This is a genomic window from Pedobacter agri, from assembly GCF_032678665.1.
Taxonomy (GTDB): domain Bacteria; phylum Bacteroidota; class Bacteroidia; order Sphingobacteriales; family Sphingobacteriaceae; genus Pedobacter; species Pedobacter agri_A.
Window position 1 is genome coordinate 1 of sequence record NZ_JAVTSH010000014.1, and the last position, 16,889, is coordinate 16,889.

16 protein-coding genes are annotated in these 16,889 nt (G+C 39.0%); 6 read left to right on the forward strand and 10 right to left on the reverse strand.

Annotated features, from left to right (window positions below; translation table 11 throughout):
* Window positions 1-344: 344 nt before the first annotated feature.
* A complete protein-coding gene (locus R2Q70_RS21690; protein ID WP_316809650.1) occupies window positions 345-677 on the reverse strand; it encodes a YegP family protein in 333 nt (110 codons plus the stop codon).
* Between the two features lie 520 nt (window positions 678-1,197).
* Here R2Q70_RS21690 and R2Q70_RS21695 point away from each other — a divergent pair.
* The 6 genes from R2Q70_RS21695 (at window position 1,198) to R2Q70_RS21720 (ending at window position 9,537) form a co-directional block, all read left to right on the forward strand.
* Entirely contained in the window at window positions 1,198-1,806 is a 609-nt protein-coding gene (locus tag R2Q70_RS21695; protein WP_316809651.1) for a GIN domain-containing protein, read from the forward strand.
* Window positions 1,807-2,719: 913 nt separating this feature from the next.
* On the forward strand, window positions 2,720-3,727 hold the full coding sequence (locus R2Q70_RS21700; RefSeq protein ID WP_316809652.1) for an aldo/keto reductase: 1,008 nt from the start codon (window positions 2,720-2,722) through the stop codon (window positions 3,725-3,727).
* A gap of 67 nt (window positions 3,728-3,794) precedes the next feature.
* Complete coding sequence (locus tag R2Q70_RS21705) at window positions 3,795-4,691, forward strand: helix-turn-helix transcriptional regulator (RefSeq protein WP_316809653.1); 897 nt, start codon at window positions 3,795-3,797, stop codon at window positions 4,689-4,691.
* Window positions 4,692-5,788: 1,097 nt separating this feature from the next.
* Entirely contained in the window at window positions 5,789-7,114 is a 1,326-nt protein-coding gene (locus tag R2Q70_RS21710; protein WP_316809654.1) for a paraquat-inducible protein A, read from the forward strand.
* Window positions 7,115-7,130: 16 nt separating this feature from the next.
* Window positions 7,131-8,465, forward strand: a complete 1,335-nt coding sequence (locus R2Q70_RS21715; protein ID WP_316809655.1) for a paraquat-inducible protein A — start codon at window positions 7,131-7,133, stop codon at window positions 8,463-8,465.
* Window positions 8,466-8,547: 82 nt separating this feature from the next.
* Window positions 8,548-9,537, forward strand: a complete 990-nt coding sequence (locus R2Q70_RS21720) for a 2-hydroxyacid dehydrogenase (protein WP_316809656.1) — start codon at window positions 8,548-8,550, stop codon at window positions 9,535-9,537.
* A gap of 72 nt (window positions 9,538-9,609) precedes the next feature.
* On the opposite strand, the gene R2Q70_RS21725 is transcribed toward R2Q70_RS21720, so the two are convergent.
* The 9 genes from R2Q70_RS21725 to R2Q70_RS21765 all read right to left on the reverse strand — a co-directional run bounded on the left by R2Q70_RS21725 (window position 9,610) and on the right by R2Q70_RS21765 (window position 16,436).
* Window positions 9,610-10,335 (reverse strand): hypothetical protein, encoded by a 726-nt coding sequence (locus R2Q70_RS21725; protein WP_316809657.1) that lies wholly within the window; start codon window positions 10,333-10,335, stop codon window positions 9,610-9,612.
* 59 nt (window positions 10,336-10,394) lie between these two features.
* A complete protein-coding gene (locus tag R2Q70_RS21730) occupies window positions 10,395-11,279 on the reverse strand; it encodes a DUF4097 family beta strand repeat-containing protein (RefSeq protein ID WP_316809658.1) in 885 nt (294 codons plus the stop codon).
* Window positions 11,280-11,297: 18 nt separating this feature from the next.
* Entirely contained in the window at window positions 11,298-12,086 is a 789-nt protein-coding gene (locus R2Q70_RS21735) for a hypothetical protein (protein ID WP_316809659.1), read from the reverse strand.
* On the reverse strand, window positions 12,079-12,636 hold the full coding sequence (locus tag R2Q70_RS21740; protein ID WP_316809660.1) for an RNA polymerase sigma factor: 558 nt from the start codon (window positions 12,634-12,636) through the stop codon (window positions 12,079-12,081). The genes R2Q70_RS21735 and R2Q70_RS21740 overlap by 8 nt, the downstream gene beginning before the upstream one ends.
* Before the next feature lie 285 nt (window positions 12,637-12,921).
* Window positions 12,922-13,173, reverse strand: a complete 252-nt coding sequence (locus tag R2Q70_RS21745; RefSeq protein WP_316809661.1) for a hypothetical protein — start codon at window positions 13,171-13,173, stop codon at window positions 12,922-12,924.
* A gap of 57 nt (window positions 13,174-13,230) precedes the next feature.
* Entirely contained in the window at window positions 13,231-13,752 is a 522-nt protein-coding gene (locus tag R2Q70_RS21750) for a thermonuclease family protein (RefSeq protein ID WP_316809662.1), read from the reverse strand.
* Between the two features lie 212 nt (window positions 13,753-13,964).
* Window positions 13,965-14,951, reverse strand: coding sequence for a DUF4407 domain-containing protein (locus R2Q70_RS21755; RefSeq protein ID WP_316809663.1), 987 nt, complete (start codon window positions 14,949-14,951; stop codon window positions 13,965-13,967).
* A complete protein-coding gene (locus R2Q70_RS21760; RefSeq protein ID WP_316809664.1) occupies window positions 14,951-15,526 on the reverse strand; it encodes a hypothetical protein in 576 nt (191 codons plus the stop codon). The genes R2Q70_RS21755 and R2Q70_RS21760 overlap by 1 nt, the downstream gene beginning before the upstream one ends.
* Before the next feature lie 550 nt (window positions 15,527-16,076).
* Window positions 16,077-16,436, reverse strand: a complete 360-nt coding sequence (locus R2Q70_RS21765; RefSeq protein ID WP_316809665.1) for a hypothetical protein — start codon at window positions 16,434-16,436, stop codon at window positions 16,077-16,079.
* Window positions 16,437-16,889 lie beyond the last annotated feature (453 nt).

Below are 16,889 nucleotides of genomic sequence, written 5' to 3' on the forward strand. Positions count from 1 at the left end.
AAGATTGCCACAGCCTGTGAAATACAGGCTTCGCAATGACGTGGGAGGATAAGGGATTGGGTGTGTAGTGAGGACGAATCGAATAGCATAAGATTTACCTATATGTTCTAAATGTCTATATGGTTAAATAAAACTCGAGTAGATAGCATTCGGTAAGATTGCCACATAGCTTCCTCCTCGCCTGCCTGCAGTAGGCAGGCAATGGCGGAATAAGGTTTGATACATGATTTAGCAAGAGATTTTCATGATACAACTAAAAATTCCTTAGCTGTATCACGATTTTAGGCCATATTGTATTTAATTGCCAGTACAAATTGACTAATATTGGCAGCAGCATTTTTCCGCTAGGCGCTTTGATCTTCTGTACTGGCGTTTGGAGCATTTAACATCACCGAAGCAATGCCTGCATCTCTACCACTTACACTTTCGTACATTTCGCTGCGGCCTATAACCTGCCCGTTACTGGCCTTTAGGTTAAAATAAGGCTTACCATTCGAGGCAGTTTTACGATCGAAGTTGGCATCGTTTTGCGCATGATTGCGAACAGAATTGATTCCATTTTCGCAACCAGCTTTGGAAACATAACCCTCGCTGGATAGAATAACTTGACCATTTCCTGCATGGAGATTAAACTGAAATTCGCCGTTGCTTCTTTTTTTAATTACAAATTTTCCCATAATACATTGAATTGATAAATGCAATCAGGGGTGGGAAATCACAATAGGTAAATAAATGTAGCAATTATCAGCGATAATTTAAAATTAGGTCTGATCATGTGAAAGGTATTAGAAGTTGTTTTAGTTAATGGGTTGCTACATATAAACGGTAAGATTGCCACGTCGTACCTCCTTGCAATGACGTAGTGGATTTTGGATTTGTCCTTCGACTAGGCTTAGGATGACATTCGTGGACAAAAGCATTAGGCAAGATATATTCTAAATGTCTATATGGTTTCTAAACTTATAGTTGATACGCGTAAACGGTAAGATTGCCACGTCGTTCCTCGCAATGACGTATGGGATTGACTATGTGGTTTAAAGTTCCCCTTACACTCACCAAAACTTTTTCGTCGAGGAATTACAGGCGTTGGTCTAAAGGTTGGTGCTGCTGGTATAATACCGCGTTTTTGGCTGCAACGTTTTGCACCTGATGTCGTCTTATTATCAGAAAACATTGAAAAACTTAAAATATAAAGTCATGAAAACATTAGCCAAAACATTATTCGCAACAGCATTAACAGCAGTATTATTTGCTTCATCAGTAGCCACCACTTATGCAGCTGATTCAGCTCCGCTGGCAAAAACCACCTCCGTTAAAAATGTAAACCGCATTTGGGTAAGCGGAAATGTAAAAGTAGTTTTAACACAGGGCGACAAAGAAAGCATCAAAGGTTCTGAAAATTATGATGCCACTAAAACTTCGATATTTAGTAACGGAAGTACACTTTACATCAACTCCATGGAGTCGGAACAAGTAACGTTGAACATTACAGTTAAAGATCTTGAGCGTATAGAGGCTCACGGACAATCGGTAGTGGTAACCAGTAACAACTTCGAAGTAAAAAACCTGCAGTTATTTTTAAACCAAAGTGCTACTGCAAAAATTAAAACCACCGCAACAAGTTTGTACACGGTTGTTAAAGAAGATGCCGTATTGAAATTAAATGGTACAGCAGTAGAAAGCACCATGATTGCCAGCAACATGAAAAATGTGAAATTAGCCGATTTCGCCAGCCGCAAATCTGAATCTTTCATCGCTGACGAGGTGACCGCAGCAGACAAAGTTGCCGCGACATTGGCAAAATAATTAATCCAGATCCTGAATATTCTGAAGCTGCCCCGTAATGGCAGCTTTTTTTGTTGCCAAATTATTGGTAACGTTTTTTGCTTAAAAAATGAGATCGTCGCGGCGTCCCTCCTCGCAATGACGCATTAGATGGGGGATCTGGATTGGCAGTGGGTTTTCCGGCATTAGAGATGATGGATGGAGAAAACGTGAAAGCTTTTGCACAAAAACTTCACTTTACACAAAACAAGGCAGAGCGTTCCGACCGATCCTTCATCGGTCGCTTGCGCTGCCGGAATATAAGCTTTGACGAATTTATCCGACATCAGATCTAGGCCTTGATCTTTTGCTACTTTTCTATCAAGAGAAAAGTAGGAGGCCGCCGCCGATGAGGCTAAGAAAATATCCGAAATTAGTATGACAATAATAAGAGGTAATAAAGCCGAGTACAAAGATCTCTCCACTACGGTCGAGATGACGGATTTAATCGAGGGATTGGCTGGATGGGATTTGCGGCGTGACTGGATGGGATTACGGCGTAAACGAGAAGATTGCCACAGCCTGTGAAAAACAGGCTTCGCAATAACGTAGAGAATAGTACATGACGTATTAAATGGATGGTGTAGCTGAACGGTGGGTCCGCTACGGTCGAGATGACGGATTTGCGGGAGGGATTGGCTGGATGGGATTTATGCGAAATTGAGGCTTTATGTAACTGGATATATTGCCGCGTCGTTCCTCCTCACCATGACAGAATGGATCTCAATGGAAGAAAGTTGAAAAACTTCAATGCTCTTGATAATCCAGGTGTGAACTAAAAGTTTATGATAATATCCATCTTTTTTATTGTCCCCATTTTGCAAACAATGTTCGGGGTTTTGCATACATCCGATTTTGAGATCTTAACGAATTTTGGATCATCAAAAACATTAGCATGATGGAAATAAAAAAAATAGCATTAGGAACTCAGGGTTTGGTTGTACCAAATATTGGTTTAGGTTGTATGGGCATGACTGGTTTTGAAGAAGGGCACATGTATGGCCCCGCAGATGAGCAGGAAGCTATTGCGACGATTCACCGCTCCCTGGAACTGGGAGGCAATTTTCTGGATACTGCAGATTTATACGGCCCTTTAAAGAATGAACAGCTGATTGCCAAAGCCATCGATGGAAAACGGGATCAATATATTATTGCAACCAAATTTGGATGGGAAATTGATGACCAGGATAAAGTAACCTGGGCCATAAACGGTAAAAGGGACTATGTAAAAAAAGCGGTGGAACGCTCGTTGAAAAATCTTAAAACCGATTACATTGATTTATACTATATGCATCGGCTCGACAAAAATACGCCTATTGAAGAAACGGTGGGTGCCATGAGTGAATTAGTGAAGGAGGGTAAAATCGGGTATATCGGTTTATCTGAAGTTTCATCTGAAACGGTGAAGCGGGCACATGCTGTTCACCCGGTTACTGCTGTTCAAAGTGAATATTCTTTATTTGAACGTACGGTTGAAGAACGTGGTGTATTAACTACTTTGAATGAGTTAGGTATTGGTTTTGTGGCATATTCACCACTTGGGCGTGGTTTTCTATCTGGCCAAATCAAAAGTATAGATGATCTTCCGGAGAATGACTTTCGCAGGGCAATTCCTCGTTTTCAGGAAGCGCATTTTCATAAAAACATTGAGTTGGTAGAGGCAATCGCCGCATTAGCATCAGAAAAAAATGTAACATCGTCACAACTTGCCCTTGCATGGATCATGAGTAAAGGCATTATTCCCATTCCCGGAACAAAACGCCGGAGGTATTTGGAGCAAAATCTCGCTGCTACATTGATTGAGCTGACCGACTCGGATCTGTTGCGGTTAGAAAGTATCGTGCCTCTGGGTACCGATACCGGAAAACCTTATGATGAATTTAGCATGGGCCTAATCGATTAATTGAACCGGCTGCATTTTTTTGACATTGCAGCCGCTTTTCTTTTTCCTTAAATTAATAACTTACAGCATGAATGCCATCAAATCAATTTCGCAGTTTCACCGGCTTTTGTCGCTTCCCGAGCCATTGCATCCTTTAGTAAGTGTGATCGACCTCGATCATTGCATTTTTCTGGAAGATGAAATCTGGAAGGGATTTGTAAACCATTTTTATTGTGTAGCACTAAAAAAAGAGGCCACCGGAAAAATCAGGTACGGACAGCAACATTACGATTATGATAAAGGTGTACTTAGCTTTACGGCACCTAACCAGGTTCAGCATTTGGATTTGCAGGCCACAGCATGTGGTTCAGGTTATTTGCTGATCTTTCATCCTGATTTTTTGTTGAAACACCGCCTGGCCGCCAGCATCCATCAATATGGTTTTTTCTCCTATTCGGTCAATGAAGCATTACACCTATCTGCCGAAGAAGAAGAAAATTTAATCACCATTCTGGATAAAATTGAAAAGGAATGTATGCATATCGACAGGCATACCCAGGAGATTATTCTTTCGCAAATAGAGCTGTTATTAAATTATTCCAATCGCTTTTATGAACGGCAGTTTATCACTCGTAAGAACAATAACCATCAGTTACTGGCAAAATTCGATCAACTGGTTGATGATTATTTTAATGGGCAGCAAGCCACAAACCGTGGCCTGCTCACCGTACAGCATATTGCAGATTTGATGAACCTTTCGCCCAACTACCTAAGCGATTTACTTCGCGTACACACCGGACAAAATACGCAGCAACATATTCATGAGAAATTAATTGATCAGGCTAAAGAACGATTGTCTACCACCAATTTGTCGGTGAGTGAAATTGCCTATGCGCTGGGTTTTGAACATTCACAATCATTCAGCACACTTTTCAAGAAAAAAACGAATATGTCGCCCGTTGAGTTTCGGCAAACTTTTAATTAAGATGATTTGCCTTATCAATATGAACAAGGCAAATGTTTGCATCCTGAGTACGACAATAAAACTTGATGAATCATCCTTAATGTTCTAAATGCCTAAATGGTTTAATAAAACTTATGACCGGGGGGTGTGGTTGTCCTTCGACAGGCTCAGGATGATATTTGAGCTTAAGGCTTAAAGCTTAAAGCCGTTTTACGACGTAAACGATAATTTGTTCTTCTATATGTTCTAAATGCCTATATGGTTTAGTAAAACTTGTGACCAGGAGGGATTTGCGGTTTGTCCTTCGACAGGTTCAGGATGACATTTGAGCTTAAAGCTTAAGGCTTAAAGCTGAAAGTGGTCTTAAAGCGTAAATAGTAAGATGATATAACCACAGAGAACACGAAGAAGACACGAAGTAAACAGAGTTGAATTTTTGGCTCTGTTCGCTCTGTGAAAACTCCGTGTGCTTAGTGGTATTTGATCTTAAGGCTTAAAGCTGAAAGTAGTTTTATGGCGTAAACGATAAAATTTATTCATCTATATGTTCTAAATGCCTATATGGTTTAATAAAACTTATGGCTTGGATGGTTTTGCGGTTTGTCCTTCGACAGGCTCAGGATGACATTTGAGCTTAAAGCTTAAAGCCGAAAGCTGAAAGTGGTTTTATGGCGTAAACGGTAATTTGTTCTTCTATATGTTCTATATGCCTATATGGTTTAGTAAAACTTATGACCGGGAGGGATTTGCGATCTATTCTTCGACAGGCTCAGGATGACATTTGAGCTTAGGGCGTAGAGCTTAAAGCTTAAGGCTGAAAGCGATTTTACGGCGTAAACGATGAGATTGCCACAGCCTGTGAAAAACAGGCTTCGCAATGACGATCGATTTGCGATGACGGATTGATTGGAGGAATTGCCTATATGGTTCAAACCTACGTCGATGTCTCGATGCCTCGATTAAACAAAATTTCTTACCTTTTAAAACCTTTTTATGGGATTGTTGGTTTTATCTGCCGAACGACTAACCAAAAGATTTTACATCATGCCATATTCTAATCACTGGACAGATGATGGATGTTTTGGACAAGGAGCAAATTACCCTATAAACCCACAGGCTTGGAAACATCAGAAAACCCTCTAAAGCAACGAAATTCCTTTCGTCCTAAATTGCTTTTAATCCTCGCACTCGCATTGTTGCTTGGTGCCGAAGGTTATTTCGGATGGAAGTTACACGTGCTTTCCGATCAGCAGGAACGTATTAAGGAAGACTACTCCAACATCAATAACATCACTTTTGGACTTTTCTCTGTTCAACAGTGGAAGGAGAACGTTTCGAAAATCGTCAACCACCAGGTTCGTAACCTTAAGATGACGAAAAAACAAAAAAAGGTGCTGCAAACCGAGGTAGAGCAGGTGCTGCTGGCACTTATTGATAAGGCGGAAGCACTGGTCAACAAGAAAAAGAAAACCATCAGCGGAAAGATTCAAAAGTTCGCCATTAAAAACTTTGTGAATTCCGACAGCATCCGGGCGCAGGTACCAGGTTTTGCAAGGAAAATTATTGCTGAAGTAGACGATCCGAAAAATAAGCGTCAGCTCAGTAAAATGGCCATTGGCGAATTTAATGAACTGGCCAGCGAGGAGATGAAAGATAGTGCCTTTGTGGCCAAACGCAAGGAGGTTGAAGCCATGTATGCCCGCTACAAAGTATCATCAACGCCCTCACTTAACGAAAAACTGGTGGCATCATTGGCCGAAATCCGTACCCAAACCTATCGTTATTCTTTTGGGATGCTGGGTTGTGTAGCAGTTGTACTGGCATTTTGGTGGGGCTTACGCAAACGCCGTGATTTACATGTTACGCTGTTTGTGATGTCGCTGTTATTTGCTTTCATGTTGTTGGCGGTCGGGCTTACCGCTTCCATGATTGAGGTTGATGCCCGAATCCGATCGCTCGATTTCGTATTACTTGGGGAGCATGTTACATTTAAAGATCAGGTGCTGTTTTTCCAGAGCAAAAGTATTATGGATGTGGTGATGGTTTTGATCAGTCAATCCGGAATAGACTCTATCCTGGTGGGCGTACTGATCCTGGTATTTAGTATCCTGTTTCCGGTGGTAAAACTGAGCTCAACCGGTATTCACCTTTTAGGGAACAAAAAGCTTGCAGAAAATGGCGTAATCAAATATTTCGCCTTTCAATCGGGCAAATGGAGCATGGCTGATGTGATAGTCATTGCCATTTTGATGGCTTATATCGGGCTGAACGGTTTGCTGGAAGGTCAGCTGCAGGCATTAAACATCAAAAACGATTCACTCACCATCTTAACCACGAATAATACGGCATTACAGCCAGGATATATCATTTTTATCAGTTTTGTACTTTATGGACTCATATTATCTACCATATTAAAGTTCATTACTCCACACGATGCCCATTAACAGGTTTGATTAATTTATGGCGACAATAAACACCACTCCCGATATACCTGCAAAAGCAAACAAGTTTGCTCCATTTGCGCTCATAGCCGTTTTAAGTATTCTTTTAATAGGCGCCGCTTTTTTTGGCTACCAGTTTCATCAGGTAACTTACGAACAGAAATCGATAAAGGAAGATTATAGTTTATCGAACAACATTACTTTTGGCATTTTCTCTGTAGACAGATGGGGAGAAAAAATCTCGGCGGTGGTAGACCGTAGAGTGAAAGGCTTTAAGTTAACCGCAAAGCAGAAAACCGAGATGCGGGAAGGCGTAGAAAAACAATTACATGGATTAATTAACAAAGCTGTAGCCGAAATTACCCGGCCACAAAAAGGTTTGGCTGGCAAATTAAAAAAACTGGCTTTTAATACCTTTGTAGATGTTGATGAACTTCATGCCCAGGTTCCTTCATTTGCCAAAACAATCGTAGTTAAAATTACGAGTCCATCCAGTTTGAAACGCATAAAAGGAATCGCAAATAGCAAACTAGATGAACTGGAAGAGCAAACTTACGATCGCTCGGTTACCACCATCAGCACAGTAGAACGCAATATTTACCATAAATATCACGTCAATAATGCCAATGCTTTTGATCAGGTAGTGAAAACCAAACTGGATCACATTAAAAAGGAAACCACATTTAACGGACTTTGCCTTTTAGGCTGTGTTTCCATTGCACTGGTTTTGTGGTTATTTCTGCGTAAACAGGTAAGGTTGCATGTGCCGTTGTTCGTGATGTCGCTCCTGTTCGCCCTGGTTTTGCTGGTTGTTGGCGTCACTTCGCCCATTATTGAGGTAGATGCCCGTATCCAATCGATGGAGTTTGCTTTATTGGGCGATAAAATTGCCTTTACCAATCAGGTATTGTTTTTCCAGAGTAAAAGTATTTTGGGTATTATCGGAACATTGATTGAGCAGCCCAAACCCGATGCGGTTTTGGTGGGTGTATTGCTGCTTATTTTTGTTGTCGTTTTCCCGCTGCTGCGGATCATCGCCAGAGCCTTACATGTTTCCTGCGCACATTTGTTCGGGAGCCAGAAGGTTTTGCGTTTTATGGCTTTCGATTTGGGTAAATGGGATATGGCCGATGTGATGGTTGTGGGTATTGCCATGACGTATATCGGGTTAAATGGGATCTTAAAAAGTCAGCTCTCAGGTTTGAATATCGAAAACGATGTGCTGAAAACAGTTACAGCAAACAATTCGGCACTGCAACTTGGTTTTTACGTGTTTGTAGCCTACGTAGTATACGCTAAAATACTTTCTTACATCATCAAAAAAATTGATGAACGGAATGGAGAATGCAATTAGCAAATTCCTTATACAGAAAGAAATATGATTTTGATTACAATTACTTTGAGCCGGTATCCGTACCTTACTAAAAATCGAAATCATGATGAAAATTGCCATCTTTAGTACCTGTAAATATGACCGTGAATTTTTAGAAAAATACAATACGGGATATGAGCTCGTGTTTTTCGAGGCGGCATTGAGCTTGCAAAATGTGGTACTCACCAAGGGTTTTGATGCCCTTTGTTTATTCGTGAACGATCGGGCTGATGCAGAACTGATGATGCATTTAGAACAAAATGGCATCCGACTGATTTTGTTACGATGCGCCGGCTTTAATCATATTGATCTTGCTGCGGCAAGTGAAGCAGGCATTAAAGTATTGCGGGTGCCGGCCTATTCACCCGAAGCCGTAGCCGAACATGCCATGGCGATGGTGCTGACCTTAAACCGCAAAACCCATAAAGCTTACAACCGTGTTCGGGAAGGAAACTTTTCTTTAGAGGGTTTGATGGGTTTCAATTTAAATGGCTGTAAAGTGGCACTTATTGGTACCGGCAATATTGGTAAAGCATTTTATAAAATTTTAAAGGGTTTTGGATGTATGGTGATGGCTTTTGATCCTTACCCAGACCCGTCGCTTGCAGAAGAAGGTTTAGTTTATGCCTCACTGGAAGAGGTGATTGGCGATGCTGATATTGTATCGCTTCACTGCCCTTTATCGGATGACAATCACCACATGATCAATCACATTACGCTCAAACTTTTTAAGCCTGGCGCCATGCTTATTAACACCAGTCGCGGTGGATTGATTGCTACGCAAGATGTAATTGATGCTTTAAAAAGTGGGCAACTGGGCTATCTCGGGCTCGATGTTTACGAGCAGGAATCGCAATTGTTTTTCCAAAACCTTTCAGAAGATGTGATCCAGGATGACTTAATCTCCAGGTTAATTTCCTTTCCAAATGTATTGATCACCTCCCATCAGGGGTTTTTTACGCAGGAAGCGATGCAACAAATTGCCACTACAACTTTTGCAAATGCCGATGCTTTTAAAGCGGGTTTAACTTTAGCAAACGAAGTCTCCATCTAGATTTGCCAAGTTCATCAGTTGTTAACCTTTTATCCTGCTTAAGGCTGCTCGGGCTGTGGTAGCGAAATTTTCTCAAGGATTTCTCAAATAGATATTTCCAAAGGATGAATTAAAATCATAGCTGGCTCCCTTACCAGGAGTAGCGGCGATAGCGGTGAAGAATCTTTGTTCTTTTACTTCGTTAGGCTGAAAATTATAATTGGTATAAATTTTACCAAAGCGGTTGGTCATTTTAAGTGTACCCACCTGCTGTTGGCTTAGCCTGGCATCAATACCGCCGAATTTTGCATCAATGGTAATCGGTCCGTCAAAATCGGCAACTTCTACTACACCATAAGTAGCCGTTACATTGGTTACTACGTTGGCTGGAAGTTTAATGTCGATAAGGATTTCAATGTCTTTAGTTTGGTAGCTGGAAGTGACAGTGTTTCCTTTTTCCTTTATAAAGGCTTCCATTTGTGCCCTGCTATCAAACATTTGTTTCTCGCCATTTTCTACCGTGTAAAACTGTTGGGGCACTTTATCCATGTCTACTTTGTTCTCTATCAACACCTTCCCATCGGCTTCGCTGTTTAATAAGGAAAAAACATCATTTGCGGCTACACCGTTCACTTTTATCGATGCTTCTACCGATATTTCATTTTTGTCCCAGTTGCTTACACGAATGATTTTCGGGTAATCGAATTTAAAATCAACCGTCTGGCCTTTTTTAACGGGATAAAGCTTTGCTATTTTTTCCTGAGATAAGGCAATACATGGCACTAAGGCTGTAAAAAGCCAGCATAATACTAATTTCATAATTGGGTTTGATTTAGAGGTTCCAATAGGAGATTGCCTATTGGAACAGTATGAATGGATTATTTTACGCGGAGGTATACATTCTGATAGTTTGATTTAAGAATAAAATCAGATCCACCACCATTAATTTTACCTTTAATATCTTCTGAGCTTCTTCCGCCATAAACGGCCAGGCCTCTAACCGTATTTATGGTTCCGGTAGCACTTTTTACCCCAGTTATTGTTACCTGGCTGTTTGCCGGTTTCCCGATAACCGTTACATTGTTTTTATCATCTGCCAGCTGTTTATCAATTGCGATTTTAAGCTCATCAGCTGCATAAATCTTTCCAAAACTGGTCGAAAGGTCTACATTGGCTTTCACATTTGCAGGCAGGGAAACATCTACGTGGCCATAAACCGATACGATAGAAACAGGACCCTTGATCACATCCGCAAAAGTAGCATCTACAGTTCCGTATAGTGATTTGATATTCATTGGCCCTGTGTTGTTCTCCAGTTTAATTTTATTATAGCTGGTTGAAATCTCAATTTCATTATTCAGGTTTTTAAGGATGATCTCCTGCTGATAAATGTTACTTTGGTTCACAAAAGTGATTTTAATGTTTTGCGGAACTTTGATCGAAACAACACCATCAATCTTTTTATTCACAGCGTTTACGTTAATTTCGGATCCTTTTTCTGATACATCTAAACCCAAGCCGGTATTATCTACAAAGCCCGATGCACTAATTACACGAAGTCCTTTGGCCCGTTCATCAACAATTTCATTTTCATTTTTTGGGAGTGAAAATATGATTTCGTTACCACTGTAACCTTCTACTATGGCTCCTGGAATGTTTAAGTTTAGTTGTCCGGATGACTTACTGAGTTTGTATTGTTTCTGTGCTGAAGCGCTCATGGCGATTGAAAGCACAGAAAGAAGAACGATAAATTGTTTTTTCATAATTTTATTTGTTAAGTACTATAGTTTGTCTTGATTTAATAATACGTTGTAGGCTTCATCTCTTACCGCAACAAAGGTTTCGGGATTGTTAACGATGGCATGCAGCTGGTCATCAATTTTAACATTTTTCATTTTTCCGAGTAAGCTGATGAGTCCGAGCTGAACCATTGGGTCATCTTGTTTATTTAAAGAATTAACCAACAAAGAAGCTGCATAACTATCGGTTTGGTGTTTTTGCAGTACACTTAGCGCAGCTAAACGCACATTTGTATTTCCATCATGATTGAGTGTTTGCGAGAGCATATTTAAAACCTCATTATTGATTCGATTTGATTTTTCTATATCCAAAATGGCCAATAACCTAATGCTTGCTGAACTGCTGTCTTGCAGCGCTTTATAATCTGAAACCTCATTTTTGGGCGCAACAACCTTCATTTCTGATTTAGATGCATGGCGTTCAGCTGCAACTGGAAGTAATGCTGCCGGGCTTTCGGTATATTTTTCAGGCTTTATTTCTTCCGGCATGTTCACTGCTGGATGCTGTTTCTCGTCCACTGGTTTGCTTTGTGTATAATTCACTTTCGTTTCCCGCTGGCGGTAAAAAAAAATCCATGTCGATGCTACGGCAACCAATAAAGATGCTGCAATCAACCATTTTTTGCTGTTAAAAAGTGAAACCGTTTTTACTTGTGGTTTTGCGCGTGGTGTCACTGTTCGTTTAAACCGTTGCATATCAAAAGCAGGTGCTTCGAGATGATCGAATTCTTCCCTGTTCTGCTCCACAAAATCCTTTATCTGATCATTCATAATAACATTTATCTTTTAGTGATAATAAAATCTTCTTTTTTGCCCTATGGTATTGTGTTCTTACATTGGTAGGCGTTAAGTCGAGCATTACCGCAATTTCTTCATGCGTAAGTTTTTCAAAAACATGCAGGTTTACAATCGTTTTATATCCTGATGAAAGCGATTCGATACTTTTCTTCATATCCTCTACCTTACAATCAAAAATCTCCATTTCTTCCATGTCCGTTCCTTCATCTTCTACATCCATTCCTCCTAAATCAGAAAACATTATTTTCTTTTTTCTGATATGCGAAATCGAACGATTGATCGCGGCCCTTTTTACCCATGCTTCGATGTTTAACACACTTTCCAGCTTCCCCACTTCCGTAAATACGGCGCAAAATGTATCCTGAAGAATGTCTTCTGCTTCTGCGGTATGGCTCACAATTCTGCTAATCGAATTGTAAACTTTTCTAGAATATCGGTTATAAAGTCCGGTATAACCGCCCTCGTTTCCGTTGAGGCACAATGCAATTAATTCCTTATCCGTTATTTTATCTGCAGATGGCAATGTCGGAGCTTTTTAATTTATCTTTCTTTACGTTTCTATATTCTAGTCGCAACTTATTTAAAAGTGTTACACTATTTCGTAAAATAATTCCGAAAAAAATAAAATATAGCGATAACGTAAGCGAAAAAGATTAAGCTGATGCGCTGAAAGAAGATACGGTAGAAGTTAGGCCGACGGGAAATAGGCCTAAGTCATCCTATTAAAATTGGGGATGTTCTAAAGTTTAAACAGAGAGGGAATCGAACGGTGAAATATACTTTTATAAGTTAAGGATAATTGCACTTATTAACTATGCCCTGTTCCACTAAAATTGGCAGGACTTTCGTTAACCTGACTGGCAGAAATAACAGGAATCGTTTCCTGATACGATAACTCTACAGCATCAAGATAGCTCCTTAATTTTGCGATGTTCTCGCCTACACGAAGTCGGTCAGCTTCGCTGTGTTCAGGTGCACCGTCCATCGATTGAATTACCTCGAGGGCATAATCCATAAAATCTTTTACATTTTCTGAAAGCAGTGGTTTCGGCGTAATCATATCTGTTGTTTTAATCGTATGTTAAAGCAACAACAAAAACCTTCGAAAGTTTCAGGATTATGATTTAGCTGGAAATGATGGTTTTTGCGGTTTCCGCCATTCCCACGGTGCCACTGGGTGTGCGTCTATCCATAAACCGATTTTATTCTTTCTGGCTGTAGCTTCAAGCTGGGCATACAGTTGATCCTTGGAATATTTACGAAAGTGCCAGGCCATTCCCTGCTTAACCATTTCTTGATTTACAATTTGCTTTTTATGATTTGCCACAACAGCAATCAGCCTCTGGTAGCGGTCGTAATTTTCTCCATAAACCATTACCTGCTGCCCGAAACATAAATTAGACAAAGCAATTTTTGCGTTATTGCCGAATGGCTGTGATCGTCTTTTCTCCGGGCAATCGATATGCGCCAACCGAATTTTAACGGGTGTTTTTTGATATAAAACTTCCATCGTGTCGCCATCCATAATGCGGATCACTTTGGCGCTAAATGTTTTGTTTTTGAATGTAGGCTCACTTGCCTCGAAATGGTAAAGCGGCTGAACCCAGAACCACAAAATTAAGATTGCTATTTTTCCCATCCACATAAAGTTTTGCCCTGGCCTTTCGCTTTTTCTAAGGTAGTTTCGATAATCTTGTGCTGGCAATTACTTAAACCACGGCAGCTCGATTTGTAATGATATTTTTTAGCCCCTTCGCTGTTGCAAAGGTAAACGGTTTTGGTTTCGCTGCAAGCGATATTGATCAGAAGGAGGAGGGATAGTGTGAGGGATTTCATTAAGGAGAGCGTAACTTATAGTAGCTGTATTTTCTTCAAGTGTATATCCATCTGCTTCTGAATGGTTTTGTCATAATCAGATTCTTCCTCATTAGATTTTCCTATTAATATTAACAATTCTAGAAGTAATAAAAATATAAACCATATTCCATACACAGTCATAGCAATTGAGGAGCTCTTTAGAATGCCATACATAATAGAGAGTTCATCAAGGAAGCCTACTTTCATAGATACCTCTTCTTCTAAATCAGTTTTAACATTTAGTAGTAGTGCCTCTTTACTTGTTTTCTGGTTGTTAAGTTCTTTTATTTGCTGATCTACCGATTGGAGTTGTTCTATTTTAGGATTTGGTATAGATCGAACATTTGTTGATGTAACATTTTGAAGAATTGTATTTGTAATTTGATTTCTCGAACTATCTGTTGTTGTTTTTACGACCGGTACTTTGCTTGATGTAGTCTCAATGATTTTTTTTGTAGGGTTCCTATCAATGTCTTCTAATAATAATTTACGCTCATTTTCTTTTGCAAAAATTGCATTATTTGAGTTATTTATTTGATCAGTGATTTCTTTAGTTTTTATTGGCATTAAAGAGTTAACTTTTAGTTGATTGGATTCCATTTTAGTTTTATCAATATCATCTTTAAAGATGATTTGATCAATGATCAATGAACCAATAACAGCCATCATTAATGCTAATCCTACACGGGTTATTTTAAGTGCTCGGTTAGTTTTTTCTGCAAGTAATATTTGACGCTCTATTTGAAGTATTATAAGGATTGATATAGCAGAACCAATTATACTACCTAAAGAATCCAGCTTAATATATCTTGAACAGAAACAAAATCCAACAAATGCCCAGACGGTAGAAATAATCAGTAAAGACGCTGTGTACTTTTTAACTTTTCTTATTGAAACCTCGCTACAGTTGCTTAAGATATAATAATTATATCCAGTAAGGAAGCAGCTAAGTTTTAGCCACCAAATTTGAAATTTTCTCATTAGAATCTTTTAAGAATACTGTGATGTGAAATTGCTGAAAGACCATTCATGAAACCACGAGTGTAGCTAATAATCATTCCTTGGCTGTCACCAGTATTGCCCTTATGTTCCAATTCCATTTCCAAAACTTTACTTATGTGACTTTCGGCAATGCTTTTTTTCATTTTAAGTTCATCTACAACATCAACCATTCCACTTCGTCCTCTGCTATCTATATGAAAATCTATTTCTTTTATAAAATCTTCATAGAAGGTTTTGACTCTTCTAATTGTCCTTTCAAGCTGATTCTTTAATGCCTCAATATTTTGTTCCAAATGTCTAGTGTCTGGATTCATTAAGGCATCTTCATACCCTTTGTTTTCGTGATTTTTGTCAAGAAAGTCAAATAATAGTTCAATAGTGTTTTCTACTCGCTTAACATTATTTTCAGTACTTTTTAATGGCGTTTCAACTTCCTTTTCGATAAAGATGTTTTCTGGAATTTCTATCTGATTTAGCCTATTATTTGGTTCACTGACAAGTATTTTGTCATTAGAAACCTCTTCAGGTTTTTGTTTATTAAAAAAGTTAAACATAAATAATTGGAATTTTAAATTTAGAATGACCACGTTGATGGCATGAATTGCAAAGAGTAATTAGAATATTATTTGAATATTCCCACGGTGCTTTAAACTTTTTTGAAACAGATTCATAATGATATTGCCTATGATGTACTTCCAATCTACTTGCGCTGCCGCATATAATGCATCTGCTATTATCTCTAAGTAATATAAAGCTTCTTTTTTCTCTCCATCTTTTGTCAAGTAATAGTGCACCATATGACCCATGTTTTTTTGAAGATATTATTCCAGTTTTTTCTAAAAAAGTTTCCTTAATAATAAATCTTCGGTAAAATTTCATGGACTAATTATCTAACTAATTAAAAAATGCAAGATTGCTTCCTATTCCGTCCCGAGAATGATTGGAAGCAATCTGCTGCATTTTTGAGAGAGATTGAGGGTTAATTGTATTATTATTTTTCTGCAGTTTGTTTTTTTTTCAAAAATACTGGTATACGCGAAGAGATCCTTACGGGAAACCGTAAAGAGCAATTTTTTAATAAAAAAAGAAGAGATTTTTTTTAGATTACTGAACGGTTAAGATGTTTTGCTGATCAGGCATTTTAATTATTGCTTCTGATTTCTCTTTCATCCACCAGTTACTATCTAAGCGTTTGACAGAAGTAAATGTCCTTTTGTCGCCAACTTTCATATTTGGCGTATCGAAATGCCTTTCCCAAACATGAATAAGTGTATCAGTACCAATTTTTATCCACCATAATTTGTTGCCAAATCTTTGTGTTTGATATACTTCAGAAATTGTTCCTTCGATGGCTTTTGTATTAAAACCAGGTTCCATTAACTGAAAAACCTGTATTTTTTGTTTTTGAGCGCTTGCACTTCCAATCATGAAAGCGAAGATAATTGGCGTTAAAAATTTTTTCATCTATAGCTTTTTTCGGCTATACATGCAATGGATGTGATTTAGAAAGGATGATATTTACGTTCCACAACAAATTGTGCAATAATTGTAAATATGTAGCGCCAAACCTACAAATTTTTCGGAATATAGTTTTACGGGAAACCGTAAGTGTGGTAAAAATTTTTTTAATCAAAATAGGGCATGAACACCAATTTTTCATTTGTTGAGGAGAGATTTTTCTCGAGGGATTTTTTGAATGAGCTCTCTCCGGCATGAAGAATGCCGTTCGAGATTACACGAGGATTTTGAGTTTTTTTTCGAATACGCTCAGGATTACATTTGAGCTCAAGGCATAAGGCTTAAAGCTAAAAGTGGTTTTACGGCGTAAACGATGAGATTGCCACAGCCTGTGAAAAACAGGCTTCGCAATGACGGAATGGGCGGTTGATGAGAATCGGATGGAGTAGAAAAATTATT

Bases quoted from the DNA above. Each gene is read 5' to 3' on its own strand.
- R2Q70_RS21690 (WP_316809650.1), bottom strand. From the start codon at position 677: ATGGGAAAATTTGTAATTAAAAAAAGAAGCAACGGCGAATTTCAGTTT.
- R2Q70_RS21695 (WP_316809651.1), top strand. From the start codon at position 1,198: ATGAAAACATTAGCCAAAACATTATTCGCAACAGCATTAACAGCAGTA.
- R2Q70_RS21700 (WP_316809652.1), top strand. From the start codon at position 2,720: ATGATGGAAATAAAAAAAATAGCATTAGGAACTCAGGGTTTGGTTGTA.
- R2Q70_RS21705 (WP_316809653.1), top strand. From the start codon at position 3,795: ATGAATGCCATCAAATCAATTTCGCAGTTTCACCGGCTTTTGTCGCTT.
- R2Q70_RS21715 (WP_316809655.1), top strand. From the start codon at position 7,131: ATGGCGACAATAAACACCACTCCCGATATACCTGCAAAAGCAAACAAG.
- R2Q70_RS21720 (WP_316809656.1), top strand. From the start codon at position 8,548: ATGATGAAAATTGCCATCTTTAGTACCTGTAAATATGACCGTGAATTT.
- R2Q70_RS21725 (WP_316809657.1), bottom strand. From the start codon at position 10,335: ATGAAATTAGTATTATGCTGGCTTTTTACAGCCTTAGTGCCATGTATT.
- R2Q70_RS21730 (WP_316809658.1), bottom strand. From the start codon at position 11,279: ATGAAAAAACAATTTATCGTTCTTCTTTCTGTGCTTTCAATCGCCATG.
- R2Q70_RS21735 (WP_316809659.1), bottom strand. From the start codon at position 12,086: ATGAATGATCAGATAAAGGATTTTGTGGAGCAGAACAGGGAAGAATTC.
- R2Q70_RS21745 (WP_316809661.1), bottom strand. From the start codon at position 13,173: ATGATTACGCCGAAACCACTGCTTTCAGAAAATGTAAAAGATTTTATG.
- R2Q70_RS21750 (WP_316809662.1), bottom strand. From the start codon at position 13,752: ATGGGAAAAATAGCAATCTTAATTTTGTGGTTCTGGGTTCAGCCGCTT.
- R2Q70_RS21755 (WP_316809663.1), bottom strand. From the start codon at position 14,951: ATGAGAAAATTTCAAATTTGGTGGCTAAAACTTAGCTGCTTCCTTACT.
- R2Q70_RS21760 (WP_316809664.1), bottom strand. From the start codon at position 15,526: ATGTTTAACTTTTTTAATAAACAAAAACCTGAAGAGGTTTCTAATGAC.
- R2Q70_RS21765 (WP_316809665.1), bottom strand. From the start codon at position 16,436: ATGAAAAAATTTTTAACGCCAATTATCTTCGCTTTCATGATTGGAAGT.